At 58.3% G+C, this 19,626-nt stretch carries 17 protein-coding genes; 8 read left to right on the top strand and 9 right to left on the bottom strand.

Annotation, left to right across the window (positions count from 1 at the left end; genetic code table 11):
• Nucleotides 1-34 precede the first annotated feature (34 nt).
• The 8 genes from rseP to rpsB form a co-directional block, all read right to left on the bottom strand.
• Nucleotides 35-1,387, bottom strand: a complete 1,353-nt coding sequence (rseP, locus tag PMYSY11_RS15855) for a sigma E protease regulator RseP (protein WP_150547396.1) — start codon at nt 1,385-1,387, stop codon at nt 35-37.
• Between the two features lie 18 nt (nt 1,388-1,405).
• Nucleotides 1,406-2,593 (bottom strand): 1-deoxy-D-xylulose-5-phosphate reductoisomerase, encoded by a 1,188-nt coding sequence (gene ispC / locus PMYSY11_RS15860; RefSeq protein ID WP_150547397.1) that lies wholly within the window; start codon nt 2,591-2,593, stop codon nt 1,406-1,408.
• The gene (locus PMYSY11_RS15865; RefSeq protein ID WP_150547398.1) at nt 2,590-3,405 is read right to left on the bottom strand and encodes a phosphatidate cytidylyltransferase; all 816 of its coding nucleotides are present in this window, start codon (nt 3,403-3,405) and stop codon (nt 2,590-2,592) included. The genes ispC and PMYSY11_RS15865 overlap by 4 nt, the downstream gene beginning before the upstream one ends.
• Entirely contained in the window at nt 3,405-4,160 is a 756-nt protein-coding gene (uppS, locus tag PMYSY11_RS15870) for a polyprenyl diphosphate synthase (RefSeq protein WP_069899480.1), read from the bottom strand. Before uppS ends, PMYSY11_RS15865 begins: the two co-directional genes overlap by 1 nt.
• A 16-nt stretch (nt 4,161-4,176) precedes the next feature.
• Nucleotides 4,177-4,734, bottom strand: coding sequence for a ribosome recycling factor (frr, locus tag PMYSY11_RS15875; RefSeq protein WP_069899481.1), 558 nt, complete (start codon nt 4,732-4,734; stop codon nt 4,177-4,179).
• Nucleotides 4,731-5,477 (bottom strand): UMP kinase, encoded by a 747-nt coding sequence (pyrH, locus tag PMYSY11_RS15880; RefSeq protein ID WP_069899482.1) that lies wholly within the window; start codon nt 5,475-5,477, stop codon nt 4,731-4,733. The genes frr and pyrH overlap by 4 nt, the downstream gene beginning before the upstream one ends.
• A 318-nt stretch (nt 5,478-5,795) precedes the next feature.
• The gene (tsf, locus tag PMYSY11_RS15885) at nt 5,796-6,665 is read right to left on the bottom strand and encodes a translation elongation factor Ts (protein WP_069899483.1); all 870 of its coding nucleotides are present in this window, start codon (nt 6,663-6,665) and stop codon (nt 5,796-5,798) included.
• A gap of 123 nt (nt 6,666-6,788) precedes the next feature.
• A complete protein-coding gene (gene rpsB / locus PMYSY11_RS15890) occupies nt 6,789-7,532 on the bottom strand; it encodes a 30S ribosomal protein S2 (RefSeq protein ID WP_069899484.1) in 744 nt (247 codons plus the stop codon).
• Nucleotides 7,533-7,930: 398 nt separating this feature from the next.
• On the opposite strand from rpsB, the gene map reads away from it, so the two are divergent.
• The 7 genes from map (at nt 7,931) to PMYSY11_RS15925 (ending at nt 15,902) form a co-directional block, all read left to right on the top strand.
• Entirely contained in the window at nt 7,931-8,713 is a 783-nt protein-coding gene (gene map, locus PMYSY11_RS15895) for a type I methionyl aminopeptidase (protein ID WP_069899485.1), read from the top strand.
• A 35-nt stretch (nt 8,714-8,748) separates the two neighbouring features.
• Nucleotides 8,749-11,451, top strand: coding sequence for a [protein-PII] uridylyltransferase (locus tag PMYSY11_RS15900; RefSeq protein WP_090508901.1), 2,703 nt, complete (start codon nt 8,749-8,751; stop codon nt 11,449-11,451).
• Nucleotides 11,452-11,511: 60 nt separating this feature from the next.
• A complete protein-coding gene (gene dapC / locus PMYSY11_RS15905; RefSeq protein WP_150547399.1) occupies nt 11,512-12,729 on the top strand; it encodes a succinyldiaminopimelate transaminase in 1,218 nt (405 codons plus the stop codon).
• On the top strand, nt 12,726-13,073 hold the full coding sequence (locus tag PMYSY11_RS15910) for an ArsC family reductase (RefSeq protein WP_069899488.1): 348 nt from the start codon (nt 12,726-12,728) through the stop codon (nt 13,071-13,073). The genes dapC and PMYSY11_RS15910 overlap by 4 nt, the downstream gene beginning before the upstream one ends.
• A gap of 81 nt (nt 13,074-13,154) precedes the next feature.
• Nucleotides 13,155-14,189, top strand: a complete 1,035-nt coding sequence (dapD, locus tag PMYSY11_RS15915) for a 2,3,4,5-tetrahydropyridine-2,6-dicarboxylate N-succinyltransferase (protein WP_150547400.1) — start codon at nt 13,155-13,157, stop codon at nt 14,187-14,189.
• 88 nt (nt 14,190-14,277) lie between these two features.
• Nucleotides 14,278-15,483, top strand: a complete 1,206-nt coding sequence (locus PMYSY11_RS15920) for an aminotransferase class V-fold PLP-dependent enzyme (protein WP_150547401.1) — start codon at nt 14,278-14,280, stop codon at nt 15,481-15,483.
• The gene (locus PMYSY11_RS15925) at nt 15,480-15,902 is read left to right on the top strand and encodes a SufE family protein (protein ID WP_150547402.1); all 423 of its coding nucleotides are present in this window, start codon (nt 15,480-15,482) and stop codon (nt 15,900-15,902) included. The genes PMYSY11_RS15920 and PMYSY11_RS15925 overlap by 4 nt, the downstream gene beginning before the upstream one ends.
• Here the strand turns inward: PMYSY11_RS15925 and tcdA are convergent.
• Nucleotides 15,889-16,698, bottom strand: a complete 810-nt coding sequence (tcdA, locus tag PMYSY11_RS15930) for a tRNA cyclic N6-threonylcarbamoyladenosine(37) synthase TcdA (RefSeq protein WP_090508905.1) — start codon at nt 16,696-16,698, stop codon at nt 15,889-15,891. The genes PMYSY11_RS15925 and tcdA overlap by 14 nt on opposite strands.
• Nucleotides 16,699-17,021: 323 nt before the next feature.
• Here tcdA and PMYSY11_RS15935 point away from each other — a divergent pair, with 323 nt between their 5' ends.
• Entirely contained in the window at nt 17,022-19,613 is a 2,592-nt protein-coding gene (locus PMYSY11_RS15935) for a glycosyltransferase (RefSeq protein WP_069899493.1), read from the top strand.
• Nucleotides 19,614-19,626 lie beyond the last annotated feature (13 nt).

Below are 19,626 nucleotides of genomic sequence, written 5' to 3' on the forward strand. Positions count from 1 at the left end.
CGCTCTTGGCGACAGATTTGTAATTCAGTAGCGATTACAAACGGCTCAAATCGTTAACCAGGGCCAGTAACATCACCCCAACCACCAGACTTATGCCAATTTGCATCCCCCAACCTTGAACCCGCTCAGACAATGGGCGACCACGCACCCACTCGACCAGGTAAAAAAGCAAATGCCCTCCGTCTAATACCGGAATAGGCAACAAATTGAGTACCCCCAAGCTTATGCTCAGATAGGCGAGGAAGTTAAGAAAATCCCCCAAGCCCGACTCAGCCGAAGCGCCCGCCACTTTAGCAATGGTTATCGGCCCACTCAAGTTTTTTACCGAGAGCTCGCCGAAGAGCATTTTCTTCAGGGAGTCGAGAGTCAACAGACTCATGGTCCACGTGCGCTTAAAACTCTCGCCGATTGCGGCAATCGGGCCATGGCTGACTTCGCGTAACATGTCGCTCGGCCAATCAACGCCTTTAACCCCAGCGCCCAGATACCCTGTAGGCGCATCCGGCTCACCGCGCGTGGCCAGCGTCACTGGCACGTCACGCTGAGCACCGTCTCGTTCAACGGTGAACACCACAGACTTGCCCGGCAGGCCGCGCACGCGATCAACCAGCTGCTGCCAGTCGTCCAGCGGCTGCTGATCCAGCGCCACCAGCCGATCACCCAGTTGTAAGCCGGCAGCGCCTGCTGGCCCTTGTGGGTCGAGCTGATCGAGAACCGGCGGAATCTGCGGACGCCAAGGCGTGATGCCCAGCGCAGCAATCGGATCAGGCTCACCAACGCCTTGCAGCCACTTGTTCAACGCCACCTGACGCGGGCTTTCAACGCTTGAGCCCGGCTCGCGCACGGTAATATCCAGATTGCCGGTCTCACCCAGACGGCGAACCAGCTGCAAATTGACCGCCGACCAGCCATTGGTAGGCTCGCCGTCGATCGAAACAATTTCCTGCCCAGCGGCAAACCCGGCCTCAGCGGCCAGACTCGAGACCTCGACACTGCCGATAATCGGCTTGACCTGCTGGCTGCCCAACATGGCAACCACCCAGAAGAACCCGATGGCGAGCAGAAAGTTGGCAATCGGCCCCGCCGCAACCACGGCGATGCGCTGCCCAACGGTTTTGCGATTGAAGGCGTGTTCGAGCTGGTCCAGCGGCACATCGCCTTCACGCTCATCGAGCATTTTGACGTAGCCACCTAACGGAATTGCCGCCACCACGAACTCGGTGCCGTGGCGATCGTGCCAGCGCAGCAATGGCGTGCCGAAGCCGACCGAAAAACGCAGAACCTTGATCCCGCACTTGCGGGCGATCCAGAAGTGACCGAACTCATGGAAAGTAACCAACACCCCGAGTGCAATCAGGGTGCCAACAATCATGTACAGCGCACTCATCACTCTTCTCCGCGTGGTTTATCCACGACGTGTAAGCCATTGCTCAGCCAGGCTGCGCGCAACGCGATCAGCCTCCAGCACGGTAGCAAGCCCTTCGACAGCAACACCAGGCTGCGTGCTCAGAACATCTTCGATGATACTCGGGATTTCGTTAAAACGAATGCGCCGCTGAAGAAATGCCTCAACCGCCACTTCATTCGCCGCGTTGAGCATGGCCGGTGAAGTACCGCCAGCATCCGCCGCTTCACGCGCCAGGCGCAAGCACGGGAAACGCACCTCATCCGGCGCCTGAAAATCCAGCCGCGCGACCGCAAACAGGTCCAGAGGCGGCACACCGGAGTCGATTCGCTCCGGCCACGCCAGCGCATGGGCGATTGGCGTGCGCATATCCGGATTACCCATCTGCGCCAGCACCGAGCCGTCTACGTAGTCGACCAGCGAATGAATCACGCTCTGTGGATGAATCACCACCTCGACCTTGGCCGGGCGCGTATTGAACAACCAGCAGGCCTCGATCAACTCCAGGCCTTTGTTCATCATGCTCGCCGAATCGACCGATATCTTGCGCCCCATTGACCAGTTCGGATGGGCACACGCCTGCTCAGGCGTTACATGAGCCAGTTGTTCAAGCGGTGTTTCACGGAATGGCCCGCCAGAGGCGGTCAGCAGAATACGGCGCACACCCACCGACTCAAGGCCATTGGCATAATTGTTCGGCAGACATTGGAAAATCGCGTTGTGTTCGCTGTCGATAGGCAACAGCACCGCGCCACTGTGTTTGACGGCCTGCATAAACAGATCGCCCGACATCACCAGCGCTTCCTTGTTGGCCAGCAGCACCTTCTTGCTCGCCTCAACCGCCGCCAGCGTTGGCTTGAGCCCCGCCGCACCGACGATTGCCGCCATCACCGTATCAACCTGCGGGTGACTGGCCACCGTGCACAAACCGCTTTCACCGATCAATACTTCGGTGCTCAAGCCTGCGGATTGCAGACCGCCGCTCAACAGCTCAGCCGCCTGCTCGTCACGCACCACCGCAAACCGTGGGCGATGCTTGAGACACAAGGCCTCCAGTTCTGCCAGACGACTGAACCCACTCAGGGCAAAAACAGCGTAACGCTCGGGATGACGCGCGATGACATCAAGCGTGCTCAAGCCAATCGAGCCCGTCGCCCCGAGCACGGTAATTTGCTGAACGTGACTCACAGAGTTGCCCAGCCAGACAGCAACAGCAGCAGCGCAAAGACCGGTATCGCAGCCGTCAGGCTGTCGATGCGATCAAGCACGCCGCCGTGGCCAGGCAGCAGATTGCTGCTGTCCTTGATGCCGGACTCACGCTTGAACATGCTCTCGGTCAGGTCGCCGACGACCGAGACTGCCACAACGATGGCAGCACCCAGCAGCGCCAGAACTGTATTTCCGGCGGACCAGCCCTGAACGATACCGGTGACCAGCGTAATCAGCAGGCACGTACACATGCCGCCAATCATGCCTTCCCAGCTCTTGCCGGGACTCACTGCGGGGGCCAGTTTGCGCTTGCCAAAGGCCTTGCCGGAGAAATAAGCACCGATATCGGCCGCCCAGACCAGCACCATCACGGCGAGAATCAGCCAATTGGCTTGCGGCCATTGCTTGAACAGGACCAAGCCCTGCCAGGCCGGCAGCAAGATCAGCAAACCAATGGCAATCCGCCGCCAGGCAGGCGCCCAATACACAGCAGACTGCGGGAACTTCAATACCAAAGCTGTCGCCACGCACCACCACAACACACCCAGCAGCAACACCGGCGTCGCCAGAATCGGCGCGTGGTAAAGCCCGAGCAACAATACGGCAACAAGCGCTGCAAACAGCACACGCTGCCACTGCGCAGGAAAGCCGGCCAGACGCGCCCACTCCCAACCACCCAGCGTCACAACGGCCCCGATAAACAGGGCAAAAGCGCCTCCCTCAAGCAGGAAGAAGCCACCCAGCGCTATCGGCAACAGGATGAGCGCGGTGATGATTCGTTGTTTAAGCATTAAGCTTTCGCCTCGGCTTCGATTTGCTCACTGGTGCGACCAAACCGCCGCTGGCGTTTGGAAAAGTCAGCGAGTGCTTTGCGCATGGCGTCATGCTTGAAATCCGGCCAGAACAGGTCGGAAAAATACAGTTCGCTGTAAGCCAACTGCCACAACAGGAAGTTGCTAATGCGATGCTCGCCACCGGTACGGATGCACAGATCCGGTAACGGCAGGTCGCCCGTCGCCAAGCAGCTTTGCAGCAACTGCGGGGTTATGTCGGCAGGCTGCAAGTGGCCGCCCTGCACTTCACGGGCAAGACGCTGCGCCGCCTGAGCGATATCCCACTGACCACCATAATTTGCGGCAATCTGCAGCACAAAGCGCTTATTGCCAGCCGTTTGTGCTTCAGCGTCACGCATGGCGGTTTGCAGATCCGGATGAAAGCGAGCGCGATCGCCGATAATCCGCAAACTGATACCGTTCTCATTGAGTTTCTTGGTTTCACGCCGCAGCGCTGCCAGGAACAACTCCATGAGCGCGCCGACTTCTTCAGCCGGACGCTGCCAGTTCTCGCTGGAGAAGGCAAACAGGGTCAGCACCTCAACCCCGGCCTCTGCGCAGACCTCGATCACCGCACGAACGGCATCAACGCCGGCTTTATGTCCCGCCACACCAGGCATGAAACGCTTTTTCGCCCAGCGGTTATTGCCGTCCATGATGATTGCAACATGGCGCGGCACTACTTCGGCGAGGCCGTTTTTACTCTTCTCCATAACGCCATCCTGGCCGTCAGACGGCCATCAGATCCGCTTCCTTGCCTTCCAAGGCCTTATCGGCTTCGGCGACAAATTTGTCTGTCAGTTTCTGGATTTCATCAGCGGCGCGACGCTCGTCGTCTTCGCTGATTTCCTTTTCCTTGACCAGATCCTTCAACTGCGCCAGCGCGTCGCGACGAATGTTGCGCACAGCAACACGGGCGTTCTCGGCTTCAGCGCGCGCCTGCTTGGTGTAACCCTTACGCGTTTCTTCGGTCAGGGCAGGCATTGGCACACGAATGGTGGTGCCGGCAGTGGACGGGTTCAGGCCCAGATCCGAGGTCATAATGGCTTTTTCAACAGCCTGGATCATGCTCCGGTCGAACACGGTCAATGCCAGTGTGCGCGAGTCTTCTGCCATCACGTTGGCAACCTGGCGCAGCGGGGTGTCGGTGCCGTAGTAAGACACCATCACGCTATCGAGGATGCTCGGGTGTGCGCGGCCGGTACGAATTTTGGCAAAGGCGCCAGCCAGCGACTCAAGAGTCTTGGCCATACGCACTTGAGCGTCTTGCTTGATCTCGTTGATCATTGTTGTTCACCTTCCTCAATTAAAGTGCCTTCTGCGCCGCCGACTACAACATTGAGCAAAGCGCCAGGCTTATTCATATTAAACACACGAAGCGGCATATTATGGTCGCGGCACAGGCAGATTGCCGTCAGATCCATAACGCCAAGCTTGCGATCCAGAACCTCGTCATAGGTCAGGTGATCAAATTTCTCGGCGTGCGGGTCCTTGAACGGATCAGCGGTGTACACACCATCCACCTTGGTTGCCTTGAGCACTACGTCCGCATCGATCTCGATGGCGCGCAGGCAGGCAGCAGAGTCGGTGGTAAAAAACGGATTACCAGTGCCAGCGGCGAAAATCACCACCTCACCGGTTTTCAGATGACGCATGGCCTTACGACGATCATAATGGTCGGTCACACCTACCATCGAGATGGCCGACATGACGATGGCCGGAATGTTTGAACGCTCCAGCGCGTCACGCATGGCCAATGCGTTCATTACAGTTGCCAGCATGCCCATGTGGTCGCCGGTCACACGGTCCATTCCGGATGCGCTCAGAGCCGCACCACGGAACAAGTTACCGCCACCAATGACCAGACCCACTTGAACACCGATACCTACCAGCTGGCCTACTTCCAAGGCCATACGATCGAGCACTTTAGGATCGATCCCGAAGTCTTCGGAACCCATCAGCGCCTCGCCGCTAAGCTTGAGCAGAATGCGCTTATAGCGCGGTTGACGACCACTCACCTGCTGAGCCATTACCAGTCTCTCCTGCGGCGTTAAAAATTCTTGGCGAACCGACATGATTCGCAACTTTCGAGCACTTCGACAGCGCCCGACACAAAAATGCTGCGAGCGTGCAAACAAACAACAGCGCTCGTGATCCAGGTGTTTATTCTAGCGTCCGGCCGAACAGCTTACCGGTTACTGCAAGGATTACCTACAACACTGCCAGTGCGGATGAACTTTGCCATGCAAAGACCCCACGCTTAAAGCGTCAATCGGTCACCCTATTTTGACAAAGAGGCCGCGCGCATAAGCGGGCAGCCTCTTTTTAGCAATAGCCTTGGGGGCTAATTACTGCTTGCTGGCAGCCAATTGAGCAGCTACTTCAGCGGCGAAGTCAGTTTCGCCTTTGTCGATGCCTTCACCTACTTCGTAACGTACGAAGGAGATGATTTCAGCACCGGCTTTCTTGACCAGCTCGCCAACTTTAACGCTGTCGTCTTTAACAAAAGCCTGTTCAACCAAGCTCGCTTCAGCGAGGAACTTGGTGATACGGCCAGCAGTCATTTTCTCAACGATTTCAGCAGGCTTGCCCTTGATCTTCTCTTCGTTCAGCGCCAGGAAGATTTCTTTTTCCTTGGCGATGGCTTCTTCAGAGACTTCAGAAGGGTTGAGGAACTGCGGGTTGCTGGCAGCAACGTGCATGGCAACGTCTTTAGCCAGTTCAGCGTCGCCGCCTTTCAGTGCAACCAGAACACCGATGCGGTGACCGTGCAGGTAAGAACCTACAACGTCAGCTTCAACAGTCGCCAGACGACGGATGTTGACGTTCTCGCCTACTTTAACAACCAGTGCTTCACGCTCGGCTTCCTGAGCTGCGATCAACTGAGCAACGTCAGTGATGTTCTCAGCGAAAGCCTTGTCGATGCTGTTAGCAACGAAGCCTTTGAAGTCGTCTTGCAGAGCCAGGAAGTCGGTCTGAGCGTTAACTTCGATGATCAGAGCACGCTTGTTGTCATCAGCAACTTTAACGGCGATAGAGCCTTCAGCTGCGATGTTACCGGCTTTCTTGGCGGCCTTGATCGAACCTGCTGCGCGCATGTCGTCGATGGCTTTTTCAATGTCGCCACCAGCAGCAGTCAGGGCTTTTTTGCAGTCCATCATGCCTTGGCCAGTACGCTCACGCAGTTCTTTAACCAGGGCTGCAGTAATCTCTGCCATTTTGAAAATCCTCTTGGTAGGTCTTCAACCAGTTCACCCCTTCACAGGGCAATCAATTCTATAAGTGGCAAAAAGGGGGCCAAGCCCCCTTTTCGCGCAGCGAGTAACGCAGGCGGTTACTGCTTAGCCTTGAGCGGCTTCAGCTGCCGGGGCTTCTGCGACGAATTCCTCAGTGCCACCGTTAGCGTTGCTGCGGCCACGGATAACTGCGTCAGCAAATGCGCCCATGTACAGCTGGATAGCGCGGATTGCGTCGTCGTTACCTGGGATGATGTAGTCAACACCTTCAGGGCTGCTGTTGGTATCAACGATGCCGATAACCGGGATACCCAGCTTGTTGGCTTCGGTGATAGCAATGCGCTCGTGATCAACGTCGATTACGAACATGGCGTCTGGCAGACCGCCCATGTCCTTGATACCACCCAGGCTGCGATCCAGTTTTTCCAGATCACGGCTGCGCATCAGGGCTTCTTTCTTGGTCAGCTTGGTGAAGGTACCGTCTTGCGACTGGGTTTCCAGATCACGCAGGCGCTTGATCGAAGCACGGATGGTTTTGTAGTTGGTGAGCATGCCGCCCAACCAGCGGTGATCGACGAACGGAGAGTTGCAACGAGCAGCTTCTTCGCGAACGATCTTGCCAGCAGAACGCTTGGTACCAACGAACAGAATCTTGTTCTTACCAGCAGCCAGCTTCTCAACGAACGACAGCGCGTCGTTGAACATTGGCAGGGTTTTTTCAAGGTTGATGATGTGAATCTTGTTACGCGAGCCGAAAATGAACTTGCCCATTTTCGGGTTCCAGTAACGGGTCTGGTGGCCGAAGTGCACACCGGCCTTCAGCATATCGCGCATATTGACTTGGGACATTGTCGTTCCTTAATAAGTCGGGTTAGGCCTCCACGTATCCCAATCTCCAACCCTTGCACGTGGCAAAAGGCACCCAGGAAATCGTGTCGATACGTGTGTGGGTTAGTGCTCTACAGACAGACAGCCCGTAAAGCGGCGCGTTTTATACCACAACAACCCGATCTAAGCTACACCTATCAGCAATCAGATCAACCCATTGCCCGACCTAAGGTGGGTGGCAAATACGCCGACACCGCCAATACACCGGACCGCCCAGCCCTGTTTAACGGCAGCAACACAACCCGCCAACTATGCCGCAGCAGGCAGGAGGGTTCGCCGCCGCGTGTTTACGGCTTATAGCTTGGCGACTAGAACTGTTACCATAGACCTCTTTTTTCAGCTTGACCGCGAGAGCCCACATGACCGTGACCATCAAAACGCCCGAGGAAATCGAAAAAATGCGCATCGCTGGCCGTCTGGCCGCCGAAGTGCTCGAGATGATTGGTGAGCACGTCAAGCCGGGCGTCACCACTGAAGAACTCGACCGCATTTGTCATGACTATATAGTGAACGTGCAGCAGGCCATCCCTGCCCCGCTCAACTATCGCGGCTTCCCCAAGTCGATCTGCACCTCGATCAACCACGTTGTCTGCCACGGCATTCCCAACGAGAAGCCGCTTAAAGAAGGCGACGTGCTGAACATCGACATCACGGTGATCAAGGACGGCTATCACGGCGACACCAGCAAGATGTTCATGGTGGGCAAGGTTGCCGAGTGGGCCGAGCGCCTGGCGCAGGTCACCCAAGAGTGCATGTATAAAGGTATCGAAATCGTCAAGCCGGGCACCCGCCTGGGCGATATTGGCGAAGTGATTCAGAAGCACGCCGAGAAAAACGGTTTCAGCGTAGTCCGCGAATACTGCGGCCACGGCATTGGCGCGGTGTTCCATGAAGAGCCGCAGGTTCTGCATTACGGTCGCGCTGGCACTGGCATGGAACTGAAGGAAGGCATGACCTTCACCATCGAGCCGATGATCAATCAGGGCCGCGCCGAAACGCGCCTGCTGGGTGATGGCTGGACGGCAATCACCAAGGACCGCAAGCTCTCGGCCCAGTGGGAACACACCATTCTGGTGACCGCCGATGGCTACGAGATTTTCACCCTGCGCAGCGATGACACCCTGCCACGCACGTCAGCCTAATCCGCCAGCACGGCCGTAACCATGAAGGATGCAGTATGCCGCAGGTAGATCCCGAACTGTTTGATCGCGGCCAGTTCAAAGCCGAACTGGCATTGAAATCCAGCCCGATTGCAGCCTTCAAGAAAGTCATCCGCCGTGCCAACGAAGTTCTCGACGCCCGCTTCATGGCGGGCCGCGAGATTCGCCGACTGATCGAGGACCGCGCCTGGTTCATTGATCAGATCCTGCTTGAGGCCTGGGGTCGGCTGGAGTGGAGCGAAGATGCCGATATCGCCCTGCTCGCTGTTGGCGGCTACGGCCGGGGCGAACTGCACCCGCACTCCGACATCGACCTGCTGATTCTGCTCGATTGCGCCGACCACGAAACCTTCCGCGACCCGATCGAGCGCTTCCTCACCCTGCTCTGGGACATTGGCCTGGAAGTGGGCCAGAGCGTGCGCTCAGTGGATGAATGCGCCAGCGAAGCCCGCGCCGACCTGACCGTCATCACCAACCTGATGGAAAGCCGCACCATTGCCGGCCCAGAACGCTTGCGCCAGCGCATGCAACAGGTGACCAATACCGAGCAGATGTGGCCGAGCAACGAATTCTTTCTGGCCAAGCGCAAAGAGCAACGCGCGCGCCACGCCAAGTACAACGACACCGAATACAACCTTGAGCCTAACGTCAAAGGCTCGCCGGGCGGCTTGCGCGATATCCAGAACATTCTCTGGGTTGCCCGCCGGCACTTCGGCACGCTCAATCTGCAATCCATGGTCGATCAGGACTTCCTCCTGAAAACCGAATACAACATGCTCGCGTCCAGCCAGGAGTTTTTGTGGAAGGTGCGCTACGCCCTGCACATGCTGGCAGGCCGCGCCGAAGATCGACTGTTGTTTGATCACCAGACGCAAATTGCTGAGCTGCTCGGTTATACGACGAATGAAAGCAAGCGCGGCATTGAGCAGTTCATGCAGAAGTACTACCGCGTGGTCATGGGCATCGCTGAACTCAGCGACCTGATCAAGCAGCACTTCGAAGAGCAAATCCTGCGGGCAGGCGAATCGGGCCCGGCGACACCGATCAATAGCCGCTTCCAGTTGCGCGACGGTTATATCGAGGTCACCCACCCCAACGTCTTCAAACGCACGCCTTTCGCGATCATGGAAATCTTCGTGCTGATGGCCCAGCACCCGGATATCAAGGGCGTCAAAGCCGATACCATCCGTTTGCTGCGCGATCATCAACACCTGATCGACGATGAGTTTCGCAACGACATTCGCAACACCAGCCTGTTTATCGAGCTGTTCAAAAGCAGTTCCGGCATCCATCGCAACCTGCGCCGCATGAACCGCTACGGCATTCTTGGCCGTTACTTACCCGAGTTCGGCCTGATTGTCGGACAAATGCAACACGACCTGTTCCATATTTTCACGGTCGATGCGCACACGCTCAATCTGATCAAGCACCTGCGCAAATTCAAGTGGCCCGAGCTTGCCGAGAAATTCCCGCTGGCAAGCAAGCTGATCGACAAACTGCCAAAACCCGAGCTGATCTACATCGCCGGGCTTTATCACGATATCGGCAAGGGCCGTGGCGGCGATCACTCAGAGCTGGGCGCTGTCGATGCAGAAGCATTTTGCCAGCGCCACCAACTGCCGACGTGGGACTCGAAACTGGTGACATGGCTGGTGCAGAGCCATTTGGTGATGTCGACCACTGCCCAGCGCAAAGACCTTTCTGATCCGCAGGTAATCCACGACTTTGCCCTGCATGTCGGCGATGAAACCCATCTCGACTACCTGTATGTGCTGACCATCGCCGACATCAACGCGACCAACCCGACGCTCTGGAACTCCTGGCGCGCGAGCCTGTTGCGCCAGCTGTATACCGAGACCAAGCGCGCACTGCGCCGTGGCCTTGAGAACCGTCTGGAGCGCGAAGAGCAGATCCGCCTGACGCAAACGGCAGCCCTGGACATTCTGGTACGCACCGGCACCGACTCTGATGAGGCGGAGCATCTGTGGTCGCAATTGGGCGATGACTACTTCCTGCGCCACACCGCCAATGACGTGGCCTGGCACACCGAAGCGATCATCCAGCACGGTAACGACAGCAATCCGCTGGTGTTGATCAAGGAAACCACCCAGCGCGAGTTCGAAGGCGGCACGCAGATATTCATCTACGCGCAGGATCAGCACGACTTCTTCGCGGTAACCGTAGCGGCCATGGCCCAGCTCAACCTGAATATTCATGACGCGCGGATTCTGACCTCGACCAGCCAGTTCACCCTCGACACCTATATCGTCCTTGAAGGCGATGGCAGCTCGATTGGCGACAATCCGGCACGTATCAAGCAGATCCGTCAGGGCCTGATCGACGCACTGATCAACCCCGACGAATACCCGAATATCATTCAGCGTCGCGTACCGCGTCAGCTCAAGCACTTCGACTTTGCCCCGCGCGTGACCATCCATAACGATGCACAGCGCCCGGTGACCATACTCGAACTGACGGCGCCGGATCGGCCGGGCCTGCTGGCCAGGATTGGCGGGATATTCCTCGACTTCGACCTGTCGTTGCAGAACGCCAAAATTGCCACCCTTGGCGAGCGGGTAGAAGACGTGTTCTTCGTCACCGACGCCAACAATATGCCGCTCTCTGACCCGGACTTATGCATGCGCCTGCAAGAGACGATAATCTCGCAGCTGTCCGAAGCCAGTGGTCATATGAGCGAACCCAACCGGATCTCTATTTAACTTTTATTCGCAAGAAATCGTTGGCCCGCGCAGCCAGTGTTTAAGTTTCAGGAAGCCCACATGAACGACGCGTTAAACCAGCTGCAACCCTACCCGTTTGAAAAGCTCCGCGCCCTGCTTGGCAGTGTTCAGCCGAATGCCGACAAAGCGTCGATTGCGCTGTCCATTGGCGAGCCCAAGCACCGCAGCCCGGCGTTTGTCGCCGAGGCCCTGAGCAGCAACCTCGACCAACTGGCGGTGTACCCGACTACGCTGGGCATTCCGGCACTGCGCGAAGCCATCGCCAATTGGGCCACGCGTCGCTTCAACCTTACCGCCGGCACCCTCGATCCGGCGCGCCACGTGCTGCCGGTCAACGGCACCCGCGAGGCGTTGTTCGCATTTACCCAAACCGTGGTCAAGCGTGCGCAAGGCCCCGACGCGCTCCCGGGCCTGGTAATCAGCCCCAACCCGTTCTACCAAATCTACGAAGGCGCCGCCCTGCTGGCCGGCGCCCAGCCGCATTACCTGCCGTGCCTTGAAGACCATGGTTTCAACCCTGATTTCTCCAAAGTCAGCGCCGAGACCTGGCAGCGTTGCCAGGTCTTGTTCCTCTGCTCGCCCGGCAACCCGACGGGCGCGCTGATCCCGCTGCCGGTACTCAAGCAGTTGATCGCGCTGGCCGATGAGCATGACTTTGTGATTGCCAGCGACGAGTGCTACAGCGAGTTGTATTTTGATGAGAGCAACCCACCCGCAGGTCTGTTGACCGCCTGCGCCGAATTGGGCCGTAATGACTTCAAGCGCTGCGTGGTCTTTCACAGCCTGTCCAAGCGCTCCAACCTGCCGGGCCTGCGTTCTGGCTTTGTCGCCGGTGACGCCGACATTTTGAAATCTTTCCTGCTGTACCGTACCTATCACGGCTGCGCGATGCCGGTGCAAACCCAACGCGCGAGCATTGCGGCATGGGAAGATGAGGCGCACGTGCTGGCCAATCGCGACCTGTACCGGGAAAAATTCGACGCCGTACTTGAAATTCTCAAGGATGTGCTCGATGTAAAGCGCCCGGACGGTGGTTTTTACCTGTGGGCGAAAACCCCGGTGGATGATGAAACCTTCACCCGTGACCTGTTCGCACAGCAACACGTGACCGTAGTGCCAGGTTCTTATTTGTCGCGTCAGGTTGAGGGTAATAATCCAGGCGCCTACCGCATTCGTATGGCGCTGGTTGCTCCACTGGCGGAGTGCATTGAAGCCGCCGAACGGATTCGCACTTTTGTTAAGGGTCTGTCTGTATGACTAACACGCTGTTTGGCATCAAAGCCTGTGACACCATGAAGAAAGCCCGGACCTGGCTCGACGAGCATCAGGTCAGCTACCAGTTTCACGATTACAAAGCCGTCGGTATCGACCGCGAAAACCTGCAAAAGTGGTGTGATGAACATGGCTGGGAAAAAATCCTCAACCGTGCCGGCACGACTTTTCGCAAACTGGACGATGCGCAGAAAAGCGACCTCGACCAGAGCAAGGCCATCGAATTGATGATGGCCCAACCTTCGATGATCAAACGCCCAGTGTTGGATTTGGGCACTAAAACGCTGGTGGGTTTCAAACCCGAGCTTTACGCCGCAGAAATGGCATAAGGCCAGGTGTCATGCACAGGCATGACGCCGACTGAATAACCCCACGCGCCACACATTGAATTCGCTGTAAGGAAGATAAACATGAGCAACGCACTATTCAGCCTGGCCTTCGGGGTCGGTACGCAAAATCGTCAGAGCAACTGGCTCGAAGTCTTCTATGCACAGCCACTGCTCAACCCGAGCGAAGAACTGGTTGCCAAGGCCGCCGAAAAGCTCGGCTACGATGGCGGCAATCAGGCCATTGCGTTCACTAACCAGCAAGCGGCGCAACTGGCTGAAGCCCTGAAAAGCGTAGACGAGGCACAAAGCGCCCTGCTGACCCGCCTGGCAGAGAGCAACAACCCGCTGGTCGCGACCTTCCTGGCCGAAGACTCATCGCCAACCAGCACACCTGAGGCCTACCTCAAGCTGCACCTGCTGTCGCACCGTCTGGTGCAGCCGCACGGCGTCAACCTCAGCGGCATCTTCCCGCTGCTGCCAAACGTGGCATGGACCAGCCAGGGCGCAATCGATCTGGCCGAGCTGGCTGAGCGTCAACTCGAAGCGCGTCTGCGCGGCGAGCTGCTGGAAGTGTTCTCGGTCGACAAGTTCCCGAAAATGACCGACTACATCGTGCCGAAAGGTGTGCGCATCGCCGACAGCTCGCGCATCCGTCTGGGCGCCTACATTGGCGAAGGCACCACCGTCATGCACGAAGGTTTCGTCAACTTCAACGCCGGCACCGCAGGCCCGGGCATGATCGAAGGCCGTGTATCGGCTGGCGTATTCGTGGGTAAAGGTTCCGACCTTGGCGGCGGCTGCTCGACCATGGGCACTTTGTCTGGCGGCGGCAACATCGTGATCTCGGTCGGCGAAGGCTGCCTGATCGGCGCGAACGCCGGCATCGGCATCCCTCTGGGCGATCGCAATACCGTTGAAGCGGGCCTGTACGTGACCGCCGGCACCAAGATCAACCTGCTCGACGGCGAAGGCAACCTGGTTAAAGTGGTCAAGGGTCGCGACCTGGCTGGCCAACCCGACCTGTTGTTCCGTCGCAACTCGCTGAGCGGCGCGGTCGAGTGCAAGACGCACAAGTCCGCAATCGAGCTGAACGAGTCGCTGCACGCGCACAACTAAACGCGGCTGCGCGACTTACGGGGAGTCGCTTAAACACGAAGCGCTGTATAAGCTCGTCTTTAAGCGACTCCAATGTCTGGATACCCACATGTCTTTGCACTCCCCCTGGCGAGCCGACTTCCCCGGGATTCTGGCGCTTGAAACCGAGCACCAGACCTACCTCGACAGCGCGGCCACCGCGCAAAAACCGCAGAGCGTAATCGACGCAATCACCGGCTATTACCTGCATGGCGCGGCGAATGTCCATCGTGCCCAGCATGTGCCGGGCGAACGTGCGACGCGGGCGTTTGAGGGCACGCGGGAAAAAGTCAGCCAGTGGTTGAATGCGCCGGACCCGGCGCAAATCATTTTTACTCATGGCGCAACTGAAGCCTTCAATCTGCTGGCCTATGGCCTTGCGGATGTGTTCCAGGCGGGCGATGAGATCGTCATCAGCGCAGCCGAACACCACGCCAATCTGCTGCCGTGGCAACAACTGGCGCTGCGCAAGCAACTGACCCTGCGCGTTCTGCCACTGGCAGACGACGGCCAGATTGACCTGCAACAGGCCGCTGAAGTAGTAGGGCCGCGCACCCGCCTGTTAGCCGTGACCCAGCTTTCCAACGTGCTGGGTGGCTGGCAGCCCTTGGCCCGGCTACTCGAACTCGGCAAAGCACACGGCGCAATCACCGTGGTCGATGGCGCGCAGGGCGTGGTGCATGGCCGCCACGATGTGCAGCAGCTGGGCTGCGACTTTTATGTTTTCTCCAGCCACAAACTCTACGGCCCGGACGGCGTCGGCGTCATTTATGGCGAGGCGCAGGCTCTAAAGCAGTTGCGCCATTGGCAGTTCGGCGGCGAGATGGTGCGCAGCGCAACCTTTGAGTCGGCGGAATTCAATCCGGCGCCGCTGGGCTTCGAGGCTGGCACGCCACCGATCAGCAGCGTGATTGGCCTTGGCGCCGCGCTGGATTATCTGAGCGGGCAGAATCCAACGGCCATCGCCGCGCATGAAGCGGCGCTGCATAAGGCGCTGCTTGCCGGCTTCAGTCAGTATCCGCAGGTGAAAATTCTCGGCCAGCCCGAGGTCGCGCTGGTTAGTTTTGTGGTTGATGGCGTGCACAACGCCGACCTCGCCCACCTGCTCACCGAGCAAGGCATTGCGGTACGCGTTGGTCATCATTGCGCCATGCCGCTGCTGAAAAGCCTCGGCCAGACGGGTGCGATCCGTGTGTCGCTGGGTTTGTACAACAACGGCAACGACTTGATGCGCTTCTTCAATGCCTTTGATCAGGCCCTGGAGTTGCTGCAATGAGCCTGCCGGACTTGCCCGCCCCTGCGGCCGAAGCGCTTAGCGCGTTTCAAGCGGCCGGTAGCTGGGAGCAACGCGCGCGACTGCTGATGCAATGGGGCGCGCGGCTCGAACCGCTGAGTGACGCGCAACTCTGTGAAGAGAATCGCGTGCATGGCTGTGAAAGTCAGGTTTGGCTGGTTGCGCAACAACAGGGTGATAGTTGGCAGTTCAACGCCAGCAGCGACGCCCGCCTGCTGCGCGGACTGCTCAGCGTGTTACTGGTTCGGGTGAATGGCTTGTCTGCCGGTGAACTGGCGCAACTCGACCTGATCGACTGGTTTAATCAGCTCGGCCTGTCACGGCAATTGTCACCCTCGCGCAGCAACGGCCTCAACGCCGTGCTGCAGCGCATGCAGAAGTTGGCGGTCAGCTCGGCTTAACCCGCTCAGATGGCCGGCGCACGCCCTCCACCAATTTCTCCACGGTCTTACTCACGGCGACCATGCCGAAGGTCGCCGTCACCATCATCGCCGCGCCAAGCCCGCCCGCACAGTCAAGGGCCACGGCGTCGCCGACAAAACTCTTGCTCAGGCACATCGAACCATTGGGTAGCGGGTAGCGTAATTGCTCGGTAGAGAACACGCACGGCACGCTGTAATTACGCCCCTGAGTGCGCGAGAAGCTGTAATCACGGCGCAATGTTGAGCGTACTTTGGATGCCAGCGGGTCGTTGAACGTCTTGTTCAGATCGCCCACGCGAATCTGCGTCGGATCAATCTGGCCGCCCGCACCGCCCGTGGTGACGATTTGAATCTTGCGCCGCTTGCACCACGAAATCAGCGCCGCCTTGGCGTTAACACTGTCGATGCAGTCAATGACCGCATCCATGTCTTCGGTGATGTACTCGGCCATGGTTTCACGGGTGACGAAATCAGTGACCGCATGCACCTTGCACGCCGGATTGATCGCCCTTACCCGCTCGGCCATCACCTCGACCTTGGACTTGCCGACAGCGCCGTCCATTGCGTGAATTTGCCGATTGGTGTTGGTGATGCACACGTCATCGAGGTCGAACAACGAAATCTCGCCCACGCCCGAGCGCGCCAAAGCTTCGGCCGCCCACGAGCCAACGCCGCCAATCCCGACCACGGCCACATGCGCCGCCAATAGACGCTCAGCACCTTGCTGGCCATAGAGTCTGGCGATACCGCCGAAGCGTTGTGGGTCGAACGTCATTACTGTCCCCTGAAGGCGGCTATTGAATGCAGGCGAGCATTATAGAAAGCTCAACGCAAACCCCCAAGCCCGCTGGTAGATAAGCCGTAATCAGCCAGCCGCGAAACGCGCCGCCGCTTATTAAGGGCAGGAAGTTAGGTGTAGGAAATTTCGAACTCATTGCAAACGCGACGCTCTAACCTTCATCGTTAAATATTGCCTTGGGGAGCAGTGCATACGCAGGCTATACAGCCTGCCTGGGTGAGAGTAGGATGCGCGCCAACCGGCGTTCGCCGGATTCTCCCTGCTCCCTTCTGCTACTTTCTGCGGAATTTGAAAACACCATGCCATCGCGCAAATTTGGTCTCAACCTGGTTGTTGTACTGGCAATTGCCGCTCTGTTTTCCGGTATCTGGGCGCTGTATAACCGCCCTGTTACGGCACCGGACTGGCCCGAACAGATATCCGGATTCTCCTTCTCGCCATTTCGCCAGGGGCAAGATCCGCAGAACAATACCTACCCGAACGATGAAGAGATCCGCTCCGACCTTGAGCTGCTCTCCAAGCACACCGATAACATCCGCACCTATTCGGTCGATGGTACGTTAGCTGACATCCCACGACTGGCCGAAGAGTTTGGTCTGCGCGTCACCCTGGGCATCTGGATCAGCAATGATGAGGTGCGCAATGCCCGCGAGATCGCCCGTGCGATCGAGCTGGCAAACACATCGCGCAGCGTCGTGCGGGTTGTGGTGGGCAACGAGGCCTTGTTCCGTGAGGAAATCACCGCCGACAAGCTCATCGAATACCTCGATTACGTGCGCAGCAAAGTCAAAGTACCGGTGACCACCTCCGAGCAGTGGCACATCTGGGAGAAGTACCCGGAGCTTGGCCAGCACTCCGACCTGATCGCCGCGCACGTGCTGCCTTACTGGGAATTTATTCCCATGAAGGACTCGACCGAGTTCGTGCTTGAGCGTGCCCGAGACCTGAAAAACCTGTTCCCGAAAAAGCCGCTGCTGCTTTCCGAAGTGGGCTGGCCGAGTAACGGCCGCATGCGTGGCGGCGCCGATGCCAGCCAGGCGGATCAGGCCATTTATCTGCGCACCCTGGTCAATACACTGAATGCCAAGGGCTACAGCTACTTTGTGATCGAGGCGTTCGACCAGCCGTGGAAAATCAGCGATGAAGGTTCAGTGGGCGCCTATTGGGGCGTGTACAACCTTGATCGAAATCCCAAGTTCAACCTGACCGGGCCGGTCGTGGCGATTCCCCAGTGGCGTCTGCTGGCGATTGGTTCTGTGGTCATGGCCTTGCTGTCGCTCGCCCTGCTGCTGATCGACGGCAGCGCCCTGCGCCAGAATGGCCGGACCTTCCTGACCTTTGTCGCCTTTGCCGGCGGTTCGGCGCTGGTGTGGATCGGCTACGACTACAGCCAGCAATACAGCACCTGGTTCAGCCTGACGGTCGGCCTGCTGCTGGGCGTCGGCGCGCTCGGCGTATTTATCGTGTTGCTCACCGAGGCCCATGAACTGGCCGAGGCCGTTTGGACGCGCGTGCGCCGGCGCCCTTTCAGGCCGATTGTGGGCGAGTCTGATTACCGTCCCAAAGTGTCGATTCATGTGCCGTGTTACAACGAGCCGCCGGAGATGGTCAAACAGACCCTCGACGCCCTCGCACGCCTCGATTATCCGGACTTTGAAGTGTTGCTGATCGACAACAACACCAAGGACCCGGCGGTGTGGGAACCGGTGCAGGCGTACTGCGAACAACTGGGCCCGCGTTTCAGGTTCTTCCACGTCGCACCACTTGCAGGCTTCAAGGGCGGCGCACTCAACTACATCCTGCCGCACACCGCGCCAGATGCTGAAGTGGTAGCGGTTATTGACTCGGACTACTGCGTAGACCCGAACTGGCTCAAGCACATGGTGCCGCACTTTGCCGACCCGAGCATTGCCGTGGTGCAGTCGCCGCAGGATTACCGCGACGGCACTGAAAGCACCTTCAAGAAGCTTTGCTACGCCGAATACAAAGGCTTTTTCCATATCGGCATGGTCACGCGCAACGACCGCAACGCCATCATTCAGCACGGCACCATGACCATGATCCGGCGCAAGGTGATGGATGAACTGCAGTGGGCCGACTGGACCATCTGCGAAGACGCCGAGCTGGGTCTGCGCGTGTTCGAGAAGGGCTATCAAGCCGCGTATGCCTACGACAGTTATGGCAAGGGCCTGATGCCCGACACCTTTATCGACTACAAGAAGCAGCGCTTCCGTTGGTCGTATGGCGCCATCCAGATCATGAAAGGCCACGCCAAGAGCTTGTTTGGCCGCGACTCGACGCTCAAGCGCGGGCAGCGTTATCACTTTATTGCAGGCTGGTTGCCGTGGATTGCCGATGGCCTGAACATCTTCTTCACCGCCGGTGCCCTGCTCTGGTCGGCGGCGATGATCATCGTGCCGCAACGGGTTGACCCGCCACTGTTGATTTTCGCAATCCCGCCACTGGCGTTGTTTGTGTTCAAGATCGGCAAGATCCTGTTCCTCTACCAGCGTAATGTCGGGGTCAACCTGAAGGATGCCTTCTGCGCCGCCGTAGCCGGTCTGGCGTTGTCCCACACCATTGCCAAAGCCGTGCTGTACGGGGCGTTCACCACCAGCATTCCGTTCTTCCGGACACCGAAGATGCGCAGCAGCCATGGCTTTATGGTGGCGTTGGCCGAGGCCCGTGAAGAGGTTTTCCTGATGCTCCTGCTGTGGGGCGCAGCGGCAGGTATTGCGCTGGTTCAGGGGCTGCCGAGCGCAGACGTGAAGTTCTGGATCACCACATTGTTGGTGCAGTCACTGCCGTATCTGGCGGCACTGATCATGGCGATGCTGTCTTCCTTGCCCAAACCCAAGGAAGACGAGGCGCCCGAGACCGCCCCGGCTTAAGCCTGAATAACCT

Source organism: Pseudomonas marincola, from assembly GCF_900682675.2.
GTDB lineage: Bacteria > Pseudomonadota > Gammaproteobacteria > Pseudomonadales > Pseudomonadaceae > Aquipseudomonas > Aquipseudomonas marincola.